Source organism: Serratia sp. CY76391 (genome assembly GCF_052166695.1).
Lineage (GTDB): Bacteria > Pseudomonadota > Gammaproteobacteria > Enterobacterales > Enterobacteriaceae > Serratia > Serratia nematodiphila.
This window is the reverse complement of the sequence record NZ_JBJNOJ010000009.1, coordinates 198,355-214,282: the sequence shown is the minus strand read 5'-3', so window position 1 is coordinate 214,282 and position 15,928 is coordinate 198,355. Positions and strand designations below refer to the sequence as shown.

General features: G+C 61.9%; 13 protein-coding genes. 4 read left to right on the top strand and 9 right to left on the bottom strand.

The window, feature by feature from the left end; all coding sequences use genetic code 11:
* Nucleotides 1-58: 58 nt before the first annotated feature.
* Nucleotides 59-2,122: an alpha-amylase gene (locus tag ACJ8PN_RS18105; protein ID WP_351108092.1), complete on the bottom strand. Its 2,064-nt coding sequence runs from the start codon at nt 2,120-2,122 to the stop codon at nt 59-61.
* 195 nt (nt 2,123-2,317) lie between these two features.
* Here ACJ8PN_RS18105 and ACJ8PN_RS18100 point away from each other — a divergent pair, with 195 nt between their 5' ends.
* Nucleotides 2,318-2,470, top strand: coding sequence for a hypothetical protein (locus ACJ8PN_RS18100; RefSeq protein ID WP_015376155.1), 153 nt, complete (start codon nt 2,318-2,320; stop codon nt 2,468-2,470).
* A gap of 1 nt (nt 2,471) precedes the next feature.
* Here ACJ8PN_RS18100 and ghrB read toward each other — a convergent pair whose 3' ends face one another.
* The 8 genes from ghrB to ACJ8PN_RS18060 all read right to left on the bottom strand — a co-directional run bounded on the left by ghrB (nt 2,472) and on the right by ACJ8PN_RS18060 (nt 9,897).
* Nucleotides 2,472-3,449 carry a glyoxylate/hydroxypyruvate reductase GhrB gene (gene ghrB, locus ACJ8PN_RS18095; protein ID WP_442535131.1) on the bottom strand — a complete coding sequence of 326 codons (978 nt, stop codon included), beginning with the start codon at nt 3,447-3,449 and terminating at the stop codon, nt 2,472-2,474.
* 73 nt (nt 3,450-3,522) lie between these two features.
* Entirely contained in the window at nt 3,523-4,791 is a 1,269-nt protein-coding gene (locus ACJ8PN_RS18090; protein WP_004933942.1) for an MFS transporter, read from the bottom strand.
* Nucleotides 4,792-4,921: 130 nt separating this feature from the next.
* Entirely contained in the window at nt 4,922-5,887 is a 966-nt protein-coding gene (locus ACJ8PN_RS18085) for a sugar kinase (RefSeq protein WP_033645233.1), read from the bottom strand.
* A 7-nt stretch (nt 5,888-5,894) separates the two neighbouring features.
* Nucleotides 5,895-6,647, bottom strand: coding sequence for a sugar phosphate isomerase/epimerase family protein (locus tag ACJ8PN_RS18080; protein ID WP_033631401.1), 753 nt, complete (start codon nt 6,645-6,647; stop codon nt 5,895-5,897).
* 165 nt (nt 6,648-6,812) lie between these two features.
* The gene (locus tag ACJ8PN_RS18075) at nt 6,813-7,847 is read right to left on the bottom strand and encodes a LacI family DNA-binding transcriptional regulator (RefSeq protein WP_004933951.1); all 1,035 of its coding nucleotides are present in this window, start codon (nt 7,845-7,847) and stop codon (nt 6,813-6,815) included.
* Between the two features lie 124 nt (nt 7,848-7,971).
* The gene (locus tag ACJ8PN_RS18070) at nt 7,972-8,634 is read right to left on the bottom strand and encodes an OmpA family lipoprotein (RefSeq protein ID WP_004933954.1); all 663 of its coding nucleotides are present in this window, start codon (nt 8,632-8,634) and stop codon (nt 7,972-7,974) included.
* A 247-nt stretch (nt 8,635-8,881) separates the two neighbouring features.
* Nucleotides 8,882-9,334, bottom strand: coding sequence for an N-acetyltransferase (locus ACJ8PN_RS18065; protein ID WP_442535140.1), 453 nt, complete (start codon nt 9,332-9,334; stop codon nt 8,882-8,884).
* The gene (locus ACJ8PN_RS18060) at nt 9,331-9,897 is read right to left on the bottom strand and encodes a DNA-3-methyladenine glycosylase I (RefSeq protein WP_004933960.1); all 567 of its coding nucleotides are present in this window, start codon (nt 9,895-9,897) and stop codon (nt 9,331-9,333) included. Before ACJ8PN_RS18060 ends, ACJ8PN_RS18065 begins: the two co-directional genes overlap by 4 nt.
* Before the next feature lie 196 nt (nt 9,898-10,093).
* Here ACJ8PN_RS18060 and ACJ8PN_RS18055 point away from each other — a divergent pair, with 196 nt between their 5' ends.
* The 3 genes from ACJ8PN_RS18055 (at nt 10,094) to glyS (ending at nt 15,845) form a co-directional block, all read left to right on the top strand.
* Nucleotides 10,094-12,082 carry an autotransporter outer membrane beta-barrel domain-containing protein gene (locus ACJ8PN_RS18055; protein ID WP_015376161.1) on the top strand — a complete coding sequence of 663 codons (1,989 nt, stop codon included), beginning with the start codon at nt 10,094-10,096 and terminating at the stop codon, nt 12,080-12,082.
* A gap of 766 nt (nt 12,083-12,848) precedes the next feature.
* Complete coding sequence (glyQ, locus tag ACJ8PN_RS18050) at nt 12,849-13,766, top strand: glycine--tRNA ligase subunit alpha (protein WP_004933966.1); 918 nt, start codon at nt 12,849-12,851, stop codon at nt 13,764-13,766.
* 9 nt (nt 13,767-13,775) lie between these two features.
* A complete protein-coding gene (gene glyS, locus ACJ8PN_RS18045; RefSeq protein WP_171453103.1) occupies nt 13,776-15,845 on the top strand; it encodes a glycine--tRNA ligase subunit beta in 2,070 nt (689 codons plus the stop codon).
* The last annotated feature ends 83 nt before the right edge of the window (nt 15,846-15,928 follow it).

Sequence of the window (15,928 nt, the reverse complement as noted above, 5' to 3'; positions counted from 1 at the left end):
AATCGACCAATGGGCAAAAGCTTCACTCATTAGCCGATTGTCAGCATATTACGCTGGATTATTGTGACCGTTCGCCGGCCCATACCACCATCACCTTATCGTCGCCGAGTCGACGGCTGAAGGTATAGTAGGCGGCGCGCGGCTGCGGCGTTTGCACGCCGCCACCGATCGCCGGGTGGCGAGCGCGGAACTGCCCCAACCGTTGCCAGTGGGCCAGCAGCGAGGCTTTTTCCCCCTGCAACTCAGGCCAGTTCATGTCGGAGCGGGTGCCCTGCAGCGGATCGGAACCGGTTGGGCCGAGCGGGCGGCCGCTTTCATCGCCGTAGTAAATCTGCACCGCCCCCGGCGCCAGCAACAGCAGGTTCGCCGCCCGCTGTTGGCGCACCTGCGAGCCTTTGGCGTCGCTGGCGAAGAACAGCCGGGTGTCATGTGAAGAGAGGTAGCTCAACACGTTGAAATCCTGCAGCCGCTCGGCCATCTGCCGGTAAGTGGCATCGATGTCGGCAAAGCAGCCCAATGCCTGCGCCGCTTGGTCCTGGAAGTCGAAGTTGATCATCGCGTCGAAGCCGTTTTGGTAATAGTCGCTTTTCATCACCCCGTGGCCCCAGGCCTCGCCGGTCATCCAAAACGGCGCGTCATCCAGCGCCTGCTGCGGATGCTCCGCTTTCCACGCCGCCAATGCCGCCGTGGCGCGCTGCTTTAACAGCGCCAGCGTCGGTTTTTCCACGTGTTTGGCGGTATCGACGCGAAAACCGTCGATGCCGTAATCGCGCACCCACTGGCTGAGCCAGACGGTCAGGTAATCGCGGGTGGTGGCGCCGGGCATGTCGCGCGCGGCGCTGTCGGGTTTGTGGCGATAGAACAGCGGCAGGCCGCTGGCGCCGGGCGCTTCGGTTTTGATGTCCGGCAGGAAGGCCAGCGACATCGTCAGGTCATCATAGCCCGGTGAGTCATAGTCGCCGATGTCGGTACGGATCCAGTTTTTCCCCCACCATGGGCGCCAGCCCGCCTTGTCGCTGAAGTTGATGTAGTCGTTGAAGCTGTGCCAGTTTTGCCCCGGCCCAGGGCGCCAGTCGCTCCAGTTTTTCCCCAGGGTTTTCTCCACCTCTGTACCTTGCAGATACAGCGAGCCGAAGTGGAACGTTTGCATATCCGCCAGCGTGGCGTAGCCGACATGGTTCACCACTACGTCGAACAGAATGCGAATGCCGCGCTGATGGGCCTGCTCGACCAGCGTGCGCAGCTCCTGTTCGGTGCCCATGTTGGCGTCGAGGCGAGTCCAGTCCAGCGCGTAATAGCCGTGATAGGCGTAATGCGGGAAATCGCCTTGGGTGCCGCCGCCAACCCAGCCGTGGATCTGCTCCAGCGGCGAGCTGATCCACAAGGCGTTGACGCCGAGCTGCTGCAGATAATCCAGCTTCTGCGTCAGGCCGGCCAGATCGCCGCCGTGAAAGGTGCCTATTTCCTGCAGGCCGTCGCTGCGGCGCCCGTAGCTGTGGTCATTGGCCGGATTGCCGTTCTCAAAGCGATCGGTCAGCACGAAGTAGACCGTGGCGTTATGCCAACTGAAAGCCGCCGGTTTCGCCGTGGCGGCGGATTCCAGCAGCAACAGGCCGCCGCTGGCGGCGGCGGGCTGCAGCGTGATTTTCCCCTGGCTCACCTGCGCCGTTTGGCCGGAATAGAAATCGCGCAGCGTTTCGCCTTCGGCGAAGGTGGAGGCGACGTCGACCGTGACCGGCTTGCCGTCCCAGCGCGGGCAGCTGCGCACGGCAACGGCGGCGCTTTCCGGTGCGCTGCTCAGGCTGAGCTGCAGCGTCGGCGTGCCGCTGCGGGTGTCGATGCGCACCTGATAATCGCCGGCGCGGAACTGCCGCCAGCTGGCCGGCGGATGGGCGCCGCAGGGCTGCAGCGACAGCGTTTGGTTAAGCTTCACCGCCTCGGCCGGCTGCCAGCAGTGGTTATCCTGATACAGCCGCAGCGGCAGCTGGCCCTTGGGCAGCGCGGCCTGGCTGGCGAACAGCCCGGCGGCAGTTTCGTCGAAGGCCGGGAAACCCGCCAACGTCCAGCCGGCCAGCGCTGAAGGCGACAGCAGTATCAACAAGGGCAGGGGTAACAGTTTCATGGCTCTCCTTACGCGTGGCAGGAAGCGTTTTTTCCGCTGGGTAGCGCCAGTGTGGCAAACGGCGGAAAAATGGCCTCCTCCCTGCGAGGGTTTTTCGGGGAGGAGGAGAAGGGCGGAGCGTTTTCGGATTGATTCGGCTTGGCTTTGCGCGCGCGCTGCGGCAGATTAAACGATGAACATCAAAGGAGGTTAGCGATGACGGACAAAAACTGGCGAGAAGAGATCGTTCGGGCAATTCAGGATGCCGAATTGCAGCACTTCGCCGAAGAACATCAGCTGCAGGCGCTGTTCGCGCCGCAGCAGGAAGAGCAACACGGCCGGTTATCCGCAGACCACCGGCCGCGCTGAGTTATTTCCGCAACAGCTGCGGATTGACGCAGTTTTCTTTCACCGTGCCGGTCAACGCGGCGATCAAGTTATCCACCGCGCAGGCGGCCATGCCGTAGCGGGTTTCATGGGTGGCGGAGCCGATGTGCGGCAACGCCACCACGTTCGGCATGCTGAGCAGCGGCGAATTGGCCGGCAGCGGCTCTTTCTCGAACACGTCCAACCCGGCGGCGTGGATCACGCCGTTTTGCAGCGCTTCGATCAACGCCTGCTCATCCACCACCGGCCCGCGGCCGGCGTTGATCAGAATGCCGCTTTTCTTCATTTTTGCCAGCTGATCGCGGCCGATCAGATGGAAAGTTTGTTCGGTCAGCGGCAACGTGATGCAAACGAAATCCGATTCGGCCAGCAGGGTATCCAGATCGCAGCGACGGGCGTTGAAGCGTTGCTCCGCCTCTTCGTGCGTGCGGCGGGCGTTGTACAGCACCGGCATGCCGAAGCCGAAGTGCGCGCGCTGCGCCAGCGCCAGGCCGATGCGCCCCATGCCGAGGATGCCGATGGTTTTGTGGTGCACGTCGACGCCGAACCAGTCCGGCCCGATGCTGCCGCGCCATTCGCCGGCCTTCACCCGCTCCGCCACTTCCACCACCCGGCGCGCGGTCGCCAGCACCAGGCTCATGATGGTGTCGGCGACGGTTTCGGTCAGCACCGTCGGGGTATGCATCAGCAGCACGTTATGGGCGTTGAGCGCCTCGACGTCGAAGTTGTCGTAGCCGACGGAAACGGTCGAGGCCGCGCGCAGTTTGGGTGCCTGCTGCAGGAAAGCTTCGTCAATTTTACCGCCGGAACCGATGATCCCTTCGGCCTGCTGCAGCGCCTGGTGCAGTTCGTCGCGGTTCTCCGGCTGCAGGCCGTTGAAGGCGTGCACGGTGAAGTGCTGTTCCAGACGTTCACGCAGATCGGCGGGCAGGCTTTTGTACAATATGATAGAAGGCTTCATCACGAACTCCAGCTGGGCCAAAGGGGGCATGGCGCCCCCCCGGTTGGGTTAACAGAGAAAAAGTATAACCGGATCAAGCCAATTGTGGCTGGATCTCGTTGCGGGCGGGCTTGACGATCAGCGTCAGCACCACCGCCACCACCAGTGCGATGGCCATAAACATATAAGAGGCCGCCGGGCTGCCGGTGGCGCCATTCAGATAGCCGACGAACCACGAACCGAAGAACGAACCCAGCGCGCCCATGCTGTTGATCAGCGCCATGGCGCCCCCGGCGACGTTTTTCGGCAGCATTTCCGGAATGATGGCGAAGAACGGCCCATAAGGGGCGTACATCGCGGCGCCGGCGACCACCAGCAGGCCGTAGGAGATCCAGAAGTGGTTGGTGCCGACGGCGTAAGAGCCGAAGAACGCCAGCGCGCCGATCAGCAGCAGCGGCCAGACGAACAGCTTGCGGTTTTGCATTTTGTCCGACGCCCAGGAGACGACGATCATGGCGATGGTTGCCGCCAGGTAAGGCACCGCCGACAGCCAGCCGGCTTCCACCATGCCCATCTGCATGCCGCTGCGCAGGATGGAAGGCAGCCACAGCACGAAGCCGTACACGCCGATGCTCCAGGCGAAGTACTGCACGCACAACAGGATCACGTTGCGTGAGCGGAAGGCTTCGCCGTAGTTGCGCACGGCCTTGATGCCTTTCTGTTCTTCGTCCAACTGCTGTTGCAGCGCCTGTTTCTCATCGGCGCTCAACCAGCCGGCCTGCGCCGGTTTGTCTTTCGCCAGTACCCACCAGCAGAACGCCCAGATAACCGCCGGAATGCCCTCGATGATGAACATTTCGCGCCAGCCGAAGGCGTGGATCAGGTAGCCTGACACCACAGACATCCACAGCACCGTCACCGGGTTGCCGAGGATCAGGAAGGTATTGGCGCGTGACCGCTCCGATTTGGTGAACCAGTTGCTGATGTAGATCAGCATCGCCGGCATCACCGCCGCTTCCACCACGCCGAGGATAAAGCGGATGGCGGCCAACATCGGGATATTGCTCACCACGCCGGTCAGCGAGGCGCAGCCGCCCCACAGGATCAGGCACCAGAAGATCAGTTTTTTGACGCTGCGGCGCTCGGCGTAGATGGCGCCGGGAATTTGGAAGAAGAAATAACCGAGGAAAAACAGCGCGCCAAGCAGCGAGGCCATGCCCTTGGTGATGCCGAGATCTTCATTGATGCCGGCGGCGGAGGCGAAGCTGAAGTTGGCGCGATCGAGATAGGCCAGGCTGTAGGTGATAAACACGATGGGCATGATGTACCACCAGCGTTTGGCCGCGACAGTCGCTTTGTTCATGTTCAGTATCCTTCAGTGGTGTTGCATCCCCTTCGCCCGGCATGCCAGAAGAAGGGGCAGATGCTCTCCCGACGCGTCCCGGTTGTAGGGCCAGAGGCTGACGTCATGCGGAGAAGTCGTTTTTTTATTGTTATTCGGCCAGCGCCGCGCGGGTCGGCAGGCCTTCGCTGTCGCCGATGGCCTGGATCGCCAGCGAACCGATTTTGTTGCCGCGCTGCACCGCCTGTACCAGCGTTTTGCCTTCCAGCAGGGCGCTGAGGGTGCCAACGGCAAAGCCATCACCCGCCCCCACGGTATCCACCACGTTGTCGACCTTGACCGCGGCCACCGCCGCCTTATCGCCGGCGGCGGTTTTAAACCAGGCGCCGTCCGGGCCGGTTTTGATGATCACCGCCTGCACGCCGCGTTCCAGATAGAAATCGGCGATGCCTTCCGGCGTCGACTGGCCGGTGAGGATCTGCCCCTCTTTCAGCCCCGGCAGCACCCAGTCGGCGGCGAACGCCAGCTGGTTCAGCTGCTCGATCATCACCTCGCGGCTGGGCCACAGCACCGGGCGCAGATTGGGGTCGAACGAAATGGTTTTGCCCATGGCGCGCATCTCGCGCGCCGCATGGTGGCACAGCGCCAGCGATTCGCCGGACAGCGCCGCCGCCACGCCGCTCAGGTGCAGGTGGCGCGCGGAACCGAAATACTCGCGGTTAAAATCGGCAATCGACAGGTGGCTGGCCGCCGAGCCCTTGCGGAAGTATTCCACGCTGGGATCGGTACCATCGGTGGTTTTGGATTTCACCTGAAAACCGGTCGGATAGTGGCCATCGACCGTCACCTGCCGGTAGTTGATGCCTTCTTTTTTCAGCTGCTGCAGGGCGAAGCGGCCGAACGAATCATTGCCGACGCGGCTGACCCAGCCGACGTTCATGCCCAGACGCGCCAGGCCGATCGCCACGTTCAGTTCGGCGCCGGCGATGCGTTTGGTGAAGGTTTCCACCTCCGCCAGATCGCCGGTTTGCGCCGCCACGAACATCGCCATGGCTTCGCCCAGCGTGACCACATCCAGGGGCGTCTGCTGCGCCGTCGTTGCCGTTAACGTTGTCATCATGGGGTTACTCCGCACGCAAAATATTGACGTAATGACGGGTGACGGCCTCCAGGTCATCGCCCTGCAACGGGAATTCGATACCGCGCGGCACATCGTGCGGCAGGCGGGCCAGCAGATCGCGCCAGCTGCCGTCGGTATCGTCCAGCGCGACGGCGCGCCAGCCGCGCGGGCCTTGGGTGGCGGCTTTGACGTGCACGTAACCGACGTGGCGGGCCAGGCGCTCGGCGGCGGCGAAGGCGTCTTGCCCCACCCACAGCCAGTTGGCCATATCGAAGGTCATACTGACCGGCAGGTGGCTATCTTCCGCGGCGTGGAAAAAGGCGTTCAGCATCGACAAAATGCCGCAGTCCGGCGTTTGGTCGTTCTCGACCACCAGCTTGACCGGGTGTTGCTCCAGCGCCACTTTCAGCTCGGTAAAATCGAAGCCGGGGCGGAAATGACCGAGGGACAGCTTCAGCTGGCGCGCGTTCAGCGCCTGCGCTTCCGCCAGCAGCGCCGGCAGGTTGGGGTTCAGCGTATGTTGCGGGGTGAACAGTGCCTCAGGGGCGGAGTAGACGGCGAACAGCTGCTGGCGATCGATCTCTTGCGCCAGCGCCGGCAGGCTGTCCAGCTCGCCGGCGGCGAACAGTTCGCGGCGGATCTCCACCCCGTCGGCGCCAGCGCCGGCGATGAGGGGCAACAGCGCGCGCTGGCCGCCGTGTTGTTTGACGGTATCGGTGCCGTAGGCGCCGGTGACCACGATGATTTCTGTTTTCATTTTGACTCCTGAGGCGGCATTGTCGCCGCCGCTGCTGTTACCGGTACGTTAAATGGAACCGGTTCCAGCGAAAAGCGGCAGAGTGTAAAAATATGATCGCAATCACGAAGCTGAGCAAAAAACAGCCGATAAGGGCGGGGCGGTTAACGCCCCGGAAAAGGCGGGTTAGCGGGTGGTGGAGCCGCGGACGATCAGCTCGCCGGAGAACATCTGCTCGCCGCTGGGGGCGGCCAGGCCCTGAATGCGCTGCACCAGCCGCTCCAGCGCCGCGTGCCCCATTTGGTAGGTGGGCTGTTTCAGCGTGGTGATGCCGACGCCCGCCAGTTCTGCCCACTCCAGTTCGTCAAAGCCCAGCAGGCCGATGTCGTTGCCCCACTGGATGCCGAGCCGACGCATGGCGCGCGCCACCTGCAGCGTCAGGGCGCCGTTGGCGGAGATCACCGCCTTGCGCATGCCGCGGTGGCGGCCGCTGAAATCGCTCAGCACCTGCTCCAGTTTCTGCCGATCGTTGAGCGGCGTTTCGGCCTGCTCCGCCAACAGCGCGGGGTGCTGCGCCATGGTATGCCTGAAGGCATGCAGGCGTTCCAGACGGGTATTGACCGTACCGAGCGGCTCGCTGAGGAACAGGATCGCTTCGAAACCTTGTTGCAACAGGTGTTCGGTAGCGACGGTGGCGGCTTCGCGGTTGTTCAGGCCCACCACGTCGCAGGCGAAGTCGGGGATTTTGCGGTCGATCAACACCATCGGCAGCATCGACTGTTGCAGCGTGGATAACGCTTCCTCGCGCATGCCGACCGCGTTGACCACAATGCCTTCCACCCGGTAACTGCTGAGCAGCTGCAGGTAGTGCTGCTCCTGATTGACTTCGTTGTTGGTGTTACACACCAGCAGGGTAAAGCCGTGCTGGCGGCAGGCGGCCTCGATGCCGCGCATCACGTCCACCGAGTAGGGGTTGGTGATATCGGCGAGGATCAGGCCGATCAGGCGGGTCTGGCCGCCCTTCAGGCTGCGCGCCATCTGGCTTGGCCGGTAGTCGAGCTGCTGGATCGCCTGTTCGATGCGCTGTTTGAGATCGTCGGAAAGCAGGTGTTGTTCACCATTCAGATAGCGCGACACGCTGGTCTTGCCGGTTTTGGCGATGCTGGCCACATCGCTGATGGTGGCGCGTCCCGATGCGCGCGTTGCCTTGACAGTGCTCACAGCCGATCCCTCCTGCGGTTAATTGCCAAGGAGACTACCATACCCGATGTGCGGGCGGGAATGTTGAAGGGTAAGGAGAAAATCGCAGGGAGGCGGCGGGGCGCAGGTGGCGCCCCGCACGGGATTACTGCAGCGGGCTGAGCGTGATCTCGACGCGGCGGTTTTGCGCCTTGCCTTCCGCGGTGCTGTTGGAGGCGATCGGGTTGTCCGGGCCGGCGCCGGTGGTGCGGATACGGTTCGCCGCCACACCCTGGGTGATCAGCGCGCTGGCTACGCCGTCGGCGCGCTGCTGCGACAGGTTCATGTTGAGCGAGCGGGAACCGGTGCTGTCGGTGTAGCCGACCACGTTGACCGCGGTTTTCGGATACTCTTTCAGCACCATGGCGACACCGGTCAGGGTGTTGGCGCCCGCCGGTTTCAGCGTGGCGCTGCTGCTGTCGAAGGTCACGTTGTTCGGCATGTTCAGCACGATGTTGTCGCCCTGACGGGTGACGCTGACGCCGGTGCCTTTCATCTTGTCGCGCAGTTTGGCTTCCTGCACGTCCATGTAATAGCCTACGCCGCCGCCGAGGGCTGCACCGGCCGCTGCGCCGATCAGCGCACCCTTGCCGCGATCTTTCTTGGAAGAGGACAGCACGCCGACGCCGGCGCCCAGTGCGGCGCCGAGGCCTGCGCCGATGCCGGATTTGCCGGCTTCGGATTCACCGGTGTAAGGGTTGGTGGTACAGGCCGACAGCGCGAGCGTAAGGCTCACGGCGCCGGCAATAATTGCAATGCGTTTTTTCATGTTCTTGTCCTTAATGGCATCAGAATCTGTACGCGCCGGCCCAAAACGGGGACGCAAAAAAGTGGGTGACGCAGGGAGCCCGCATCGCCGCGCTACCTATGACGCGCGCTTTCGCCGGCAGTTCCGGAGAAAAACGTGACAAATGATGAGCGCGGGTAAGTGCTGGGGGAGTTATGCGGCAAAACGCCGGGCGGCGCCATGCAGCGGATTCCTAATTGTGCGCATCCGGGGTGCGGATGCGCCTTTTTTAAGCGTAACCGGTTGAGTTTTCGACTGCCGGCCAGTTCATGATCAGCGTATAGGCCTGGGTTTCATCATTGAACAGGCGCTGCGTTATCTGAAAGCCGTGCTTGTGGTAGAACGCGCAGGCGCGCAGGTTCTGTTGGTACACCTCCAGACTGAGTCGGCGGTAGCGCTGCTGCACGTGCGTCATCAGCGCCTGGGCGACGCCGCGGCCGTGAAACGCCCGATCGACAAACAGCGCGCCGATGAACTGCTCGTCCAGCACGCTGATAAAGCCGACGATCTCGCCTTCGTGCCAGCAGGCCCAGCTTTGCGCGCGCGGCAGGTAGTTTTCCCGCACCAGCGCGGCGCTCTCACGCCAGTATTTTTCCGCCACGAACGGATGGGCGGCGATGGTGCTGGGCAGCCACAGCGCCATCATCCGTTCGATATCCTCCGGGCCACAGGGGCGGATCACCGTGGCTTTGGGTAACACATGCACCCCGTGAGATGATCGTTCACCAGCCCGCTGGCCTGCATGAAGGCGTAACAGATGGTGGAGCCGATAAACTTGAAGCCGCGCTTTTTCAGCGCCTTGGACATGGCGTCGGACTGCTCGGTTTTGGCCGGCACCTGGTTCAGCGCTTGCCAGCGGTTGAGCTGCGGCCGGCCGCCGACGAAGTCCCAAATGAAGGTAACGAAATTCTCCCCGGCCGCCTCCATCGCCAGATAGGCCTTGGCGTTGGTGATGATGGCTTCTATCTTGCCGCGATGGCGGATGATGCCGCTGTCCTGCAGCAGGTTTTCCACGTCTTGTTCGGTCATGGCGGCAACCCGCTGCGGATCGAAACCGTGGAAAGCGCGGCGGTAGTTCTCGCGCTTTTTCAGGACGGTGATCCAGGAAAGGCCGGCTTGCTGCCCCTCGAGGCACAACATTTCAAACAGCTCGCGCGCGTCGGTGGTGGGCGCGCCCCATTCCTTGTCGTGATACTCGAGATACAACGGATCGGCCGTCACCCAACCGCAACGTTCGTCTGCCATCCTGAATGTCCTTATGCTGTGTTTATGAACAGTAATCATCGCTCGAAGCGCCGAACTTGGCAAGTCTCTGATTGTTTTGTCATCAGCCCGCTTGACGTGACGAAAAAGCCGACAATAGTTACTACATGGTCGGTGGAAAACTGACCAACGATAAAAACGACATGGCCTTCATTTGCAGGCTCTCAGGAGTCGATTCATGCCTCTAAAAATAACGTGCATGCCCCGCCCGGCGGCGCTTGCAGTGGCGTTACTTTGCAGTGTGACCCTTCCGGCTCAGGCGTACGATCAACTCTACGTCTTTGGCGACAGCCTGAGCGATACCGGCAACAACGGCCGGTTCACCTATGACGGCAGCCAGCACCTGCTGTACGACGAAGCGTTGGCGCAACGCATCGGGGCGGCGCTGGTGGCTTCGGACAACGGCGGTGAGAACTACGCCGCCGGCGGCGCCGTGGCGGTGCCGGGCCTGAACCCGGCCGACAACACCCAGGAGCAGGTGCAGCGCTATCTGAACCGGGTCAATGGCCAGGCCGACGGCGACGGTTTGTATATTCATTGGATCGGCGGCAACGATCTGGCGGCGGCGGCGCTGAATGCCGCTACCGCGCCCGGCGTGGCCTATAACAGCGCCGCCGCGGCGGCCGCGCAGGTGCATTCGCTGCTGAACGCCGGCGCCGGCACGGTGATCGTGCCGACGGTGCCGAACATCGGCTCCACGCCGCAGCTGATGGAATTGATCATTCAACAGGCGCTGTCTCCGGTGCAGGGGGCGGCGATCCAGGCGGCCTATGCCACGCTTAATTCGGTGGCGACGCCGGACAACGCTTCACGCACGCAGGCGATCCACGCAGCGTTGGCCGCTGCGGCGAAGCAGGGCAGCGCCATTCCTCAGGTGCAGCAGGCGATCGCCGCGCAGCTTATCGCGGCGTATGACGGCCTGAGCGCGCAGGCCGCTCAGCTGACCGATTTCTATAATCAAAGCGAAGACCGTTTGCTGGCGCAGGGAAGCGGCAATATCGTGCGGGTGGACGTCAACAAGCTGTTCGCCGAAGCGATCGCCAATCCGGCGCAGTTCGGCTTCGCCAACACCGCCGGCATGGCTTGCCCGCCGGGCGTTTCCTCGGCGGTTTGCCGTTCCGACATGCCCGGCTTCGACGCCGGCCAGTCCTATCTGTTCTCCGACCATTTCCACCCCAGCCCACAGGCGCATCTGCTGATTGCGGATTATATCCAGGCGGTGTTGGATGGCCCGGCGCAGGTGGTGGCGCTGAATCAGGCGACGGCGGCGATGGCGCGTGACAGCCGCGCCACGCTCGACAGCCGCTTCCAGCAGCTGCGCAACGGCGACAACCCGCAGGGTTCGCTGGGCGTGTTCGGCGGTTACGCCGGCCAGCACTACGACTATGCCGATAACCGGGCCGCGGGGGACGGCAACGCTACCACCCACAACCTGACCGTCGGCGTGGACTATCAGCTGACCGACAGCTGGTTGATCGGCGCGTTGATCGCCGGTTCCAACGACGATCAGCATCCTTCCAGCCGCTTTGATTACAAGGCGCGCGGGCTGCTGCTCTCGGCTTTCAGTTCACTGGCGATATTCGAGCACGGTTGGGTCAACGCCGATCTGCACTATGCGACGATGGATTATGACGACATCCGCCGCAGCATGCGGCTGGGGCCGCTGACGCGCACCGAAACCGGTTCGACCACCGGCAGGCAGTGGGGGGCGCGCGTGACCGCCGGCTATGACTTCCCGATCGCCTCTTACCTGACCACCGGGCCGGTGGCGCAGTTCGCCTGGGATTACAGCCGCGTTTCCGGTTACAGCGAAGACGGCGATGACAGCACCGCCATGCGCTTCAACGATCAAACCTACCACTCGCAGATCGGTGCGTTGGGTTGGCGGCTGGATACGCAATTCGGCGTGTTTAACCCTTATGCGGAAGTGAGTTATCAGCACCAGTTCGGCGACGACGTCTACCGCGCCGGCGGCGGCCTGAAATCGACGCAAACCTCGTTCACCCGCGACAGTGCGGGCCAGGACAAAAATTGGGTGGATGTCACGCTCGGGGCCAACATGCCGTTGACGGACAGGGTATCGGCCTTCGCCACCGTCTCGCAAACCGGCGGGCTGAGCAGCGGCGAGCAGTTTATGTATAACGTCGGCGTCAGCGCGCGTTTTTGAATGGTGTGCCTGCAGAGCGCGTTTGCCAAAGGCGCGCTAAATGGCATTGCGTAAGCGATACGTTCTTATAAGGGAAGCTAATTAAGAGGAAGCGGACGGGAATTAATTATGCGGGCCGCCATGATGCTGACGGAAATACAAAAAAAAACTGATCCTATGAAAGGATCAGGTAGCCACTTGGCCAACACCAGGGAAAATTTTAATTATTATTGTATAACCAAAGATTAACTGTCAATGGGTTTATGTGGCTCATTGTTGGCGTATTACATATCCGCTTGTTTCTCCTCGAGTCGCTGCAGCGGCCCATCGCGTGATCTCTCCTTATTTTTCACGATATAAGAAATAATTTGGCGGTTAGTCACATTATCTGCCGGTGAGGCGAGTTTTTTAGTTGATAAAATTAACAAAAATAACATTGGCGTAACTTTTCCCTGTGGCAAATATAAGCATGTGTGCATTTCAATCTGCGTAAATAGGGTTGGTGAGAACAGGAGCTGCGGGCGAATAAGTGACGATTTAAGCAACGATAAGTCTCGTTTTTTGTTAAGTTATTCTAATGTTTTTGGCGGGCCGTATTTTCGCCCCGTTCGTCGCCGGTGAAATTAGCCGGCTAACCGGTGCCCTGTCCTGCACGCGCCGCGCGCGAAAATCCAGCGTTTCTCGCCCTGATTCGCACTTGTTGCCGGATTCTGGCTGTATATCTTACGGTCAAAGGGTATACTGGCGCATTCCATCTAAATCCACTTGTATCGCGTGCGAATTCAACATGCAAAAGTTTGATACCAAGACCTTCCAGGGCCTGATCCTGACACTGCAGGATTATTGGGCGCGCCAGGGCTGCACCATCGTTCAACCATTGGACATGGAAGTCGGCGCGGGAACCTCACACCCGATGACGTGCCTGCGCGCACTGGGGCCGGAGCCGATGGCCGCCGCCTATGTGCAGCCATCTCGCCGCCCGACCGACGGCCGCTACGGTGAAAACCCGAACCGTCTGCAGCACTACTACCAGTTCCAGGTGGTGATTAAGCCATCGCCGGACAACATTCAGGAACTCTACCTGGGCTCGTTGAAAGAGCTGGGTCTGGATCCGACCATCCACGACATTCGCTTCGTGGAAGACAACTGGGAAAACCCGACGCTCGGCGCCTGGGGCCTGGGTTGGGAAGTGTGGCTGAACGGCATGGAAGTGACGCAGTTCACTTACTTCCAGCAGGTCGGCGGCCTGGAGTGCAAGCCGGTGACCGGCGAGATCACCTACGGTCTGGAGCGTCTGGCGATGTACATCCAGGGCGTGGACAGCGTGTACGATCTGGTGTGGAGCAACGGCCCGCTGGGCGTCACCACCTACGGCGACGTGTTCCATCAGAATGAAGTGGAGCAGTCCACCTACAACTTTGAATACGCCGACGTCGACTTCCTGTTCTCCTGCTTCGAGCAGTACGAGAAAGAAGCCCAATCGCTGCTGGCGCTGGAAAAACCGCTGCCGCTGCCGGCCTACGAACGCATCCTGAAGGCGGGCCATACCTTCAACCTGCTGGACGCGCGCAAGGCGATTTCGGTGACCGAACGCCAACGCTACATTCTGCGCATCCGCACGCTGACCAAAGCCGTTGCCGAAGCCTACTACGCTTCCCGCGAAGCGCTGGGCTTCCCGATGTGCAACAAGAAGAACGAGAACTAAGAGGCAGCCATGACTCAACAGACTTTCCTGGTGGAAATCGGCACGGAAGAGCTGCCGCCGAAGGCTCTTCGTTCCCTGGCGGAATCTTTCGCCGCCAACTTTACCGCCGAGCTGGACAACGCCGGCCTGGAACACGGTGACGTGAGCTGGTTCGCCGCACCGCGCCGCCTGGCGCTGAAAGTGGCCAACCTGAGCGCGGCGCAGGCCGATCGCGAAATTGAAAAACGCGGCCCGGCGATCGCCCAGGCGTTCGACGCCGAAGGCAAACCGAGCAAAGCGGCCGAAGGCTGGGCGCGCGGCTGCGGTATCACCGTCGATCAGGCTGAACGCCTGGTGACCGACAAGGGCGAGTGGTTGATGTACCGCGCCCACGTCAAAGGCCAGTCGGCGCAACAACTGCTGGCCGGGATGGTCAGCACCGCGCTGGCTAAACTGCCGATCCCGAAACTGATGCGTTGGGGCGACTCCGACGTGCAGTTCGTGCGTCCGGTGCACACCGTTACGATGCTGCTGGGCGCCGATCTGATCCCGGGCACCGTGCTGGGCATCGAATCCGCGCGCACCGTGCGTGGCCACCGCTTCATGGGCGAAGCCGAGTTCACCCTCGATAACGCCGACCAATACCCGCAGATCCTGCTGGAGCGCGGCAAAGTGGTCGCCGACTACGAAGCGCGTAAAGCCCTCATCAAACGCGACGCCGAACTGGCGGCGCAGAAGATTGGCGGCAAAGCCGATCTGAGCGACAGCCTGCTGGAAGAAGTGGCCTCGCTGGTGGAATGGCCGGTGGTGCTGACCGCCAAATTCGAAGAGAAATTCCTGGCGGTGCCGGCGGAAGCGCTGGTGTACACCATGAAGGGCGATCAGAAGTATTTCCCGGTGTATGACGCCGCGGGCAAACTGCTGCCGAACTTTATCTTTGTGGCCAATATCGAGTCGAAAGACCCGCAGCAGATCATTTCCGGTAACGAGAAGGTGGTGCGTCCGCGCCTGGCCGATGCCGAGTTCTTCTTCAACACCGATCGCAAGAAACGTCTGGAAGACAACCTGCCGCGCCTGGAAACCGTGCTGTTCCAACAGCAGCTGGGCACCCTGCGCGACAAGACCGATCGCATTCAGGCGCTGGCGGGCTGGGTTGCCGGCCAGATCGGCGCCGACGTCAACCACGCCACCCGCGCGGGCCTGCTGTCGAAGTGCGACCTGATGACCAACATGGTGTTCGAATTCACCGACACCCAGGGCGTGATGGGTATGCACTATGCGCGCCACGACGGTGAGGCGGAAGACGTCGCCGTTGCGCTGAACGAGCAGTATCAGCCGCGCTACGCCGGCGATGCGCTGCCGCAGTCGCTGGTGGCCTGTTCCCTGGCGATCGCCGACAAGATGGACACCCTGGCCGGCATTTTCGGCATCGGGCAGCATCCGAAAGGCGATAAAGACCCGTTCGCGCTGCGCCGCGCCGCGCTGGGCGTGCTGCGCATCATCGTCGAGAAAAACCTGCCGCTGGATCTGCAGACCCTGACCGAAGAGGCCGTGCGCCTGTACGGCAGCAAGCTGACCAACGCCAAAGTGGTCGATGAGGTGGTGGAATTCATGCTGGGCCGTTTCCGCGCCTGGTATCAGGAAGAAGGCCACGCGGTCGATACCATTCAGGCGGTGCTGGCGCGCCGTCCGACCAAGCCGGCCGACTTTGACGCACGCGTCAAGGCGGTATCCCACTTCCGCACGCTGGACGAAGCGGCGGCGTTGGCTGCGGCCAACAAACGCGTCTCCAACATCTTGGCCAAATCTACCGAAACGCTGAACGACAGCGTGCGAGCCTCGGTGCTGAAGGACGCGGCGGAGATCCAGTTGGCGACCCACCTGGTGGTGCTGCGCGACAAGCTGCAGCCGTACTTCGCGGCGGGCAACTACCAGGAAGCGCTGGTGGAACTGGCTGCGCTGCGTGAGCCGGTGGATGCGTTCTTCGACAACGTGATGGTGATGGCGGACGATGCGGAAGTGCGCGTGAATCGCCTGACGCTGCTGAGCAAACTGCGTGAACTGTTCCTGCAGGTGGCGGATATCTCCGTACTGCAGTAAACGGCTCTGTGCTGTGAAAAGGCGCCTGCGGGCGCCTTTTTTATTTCCGTTTCCTGGGTGCGAAGGCAAGGTCGCCTGGCGAC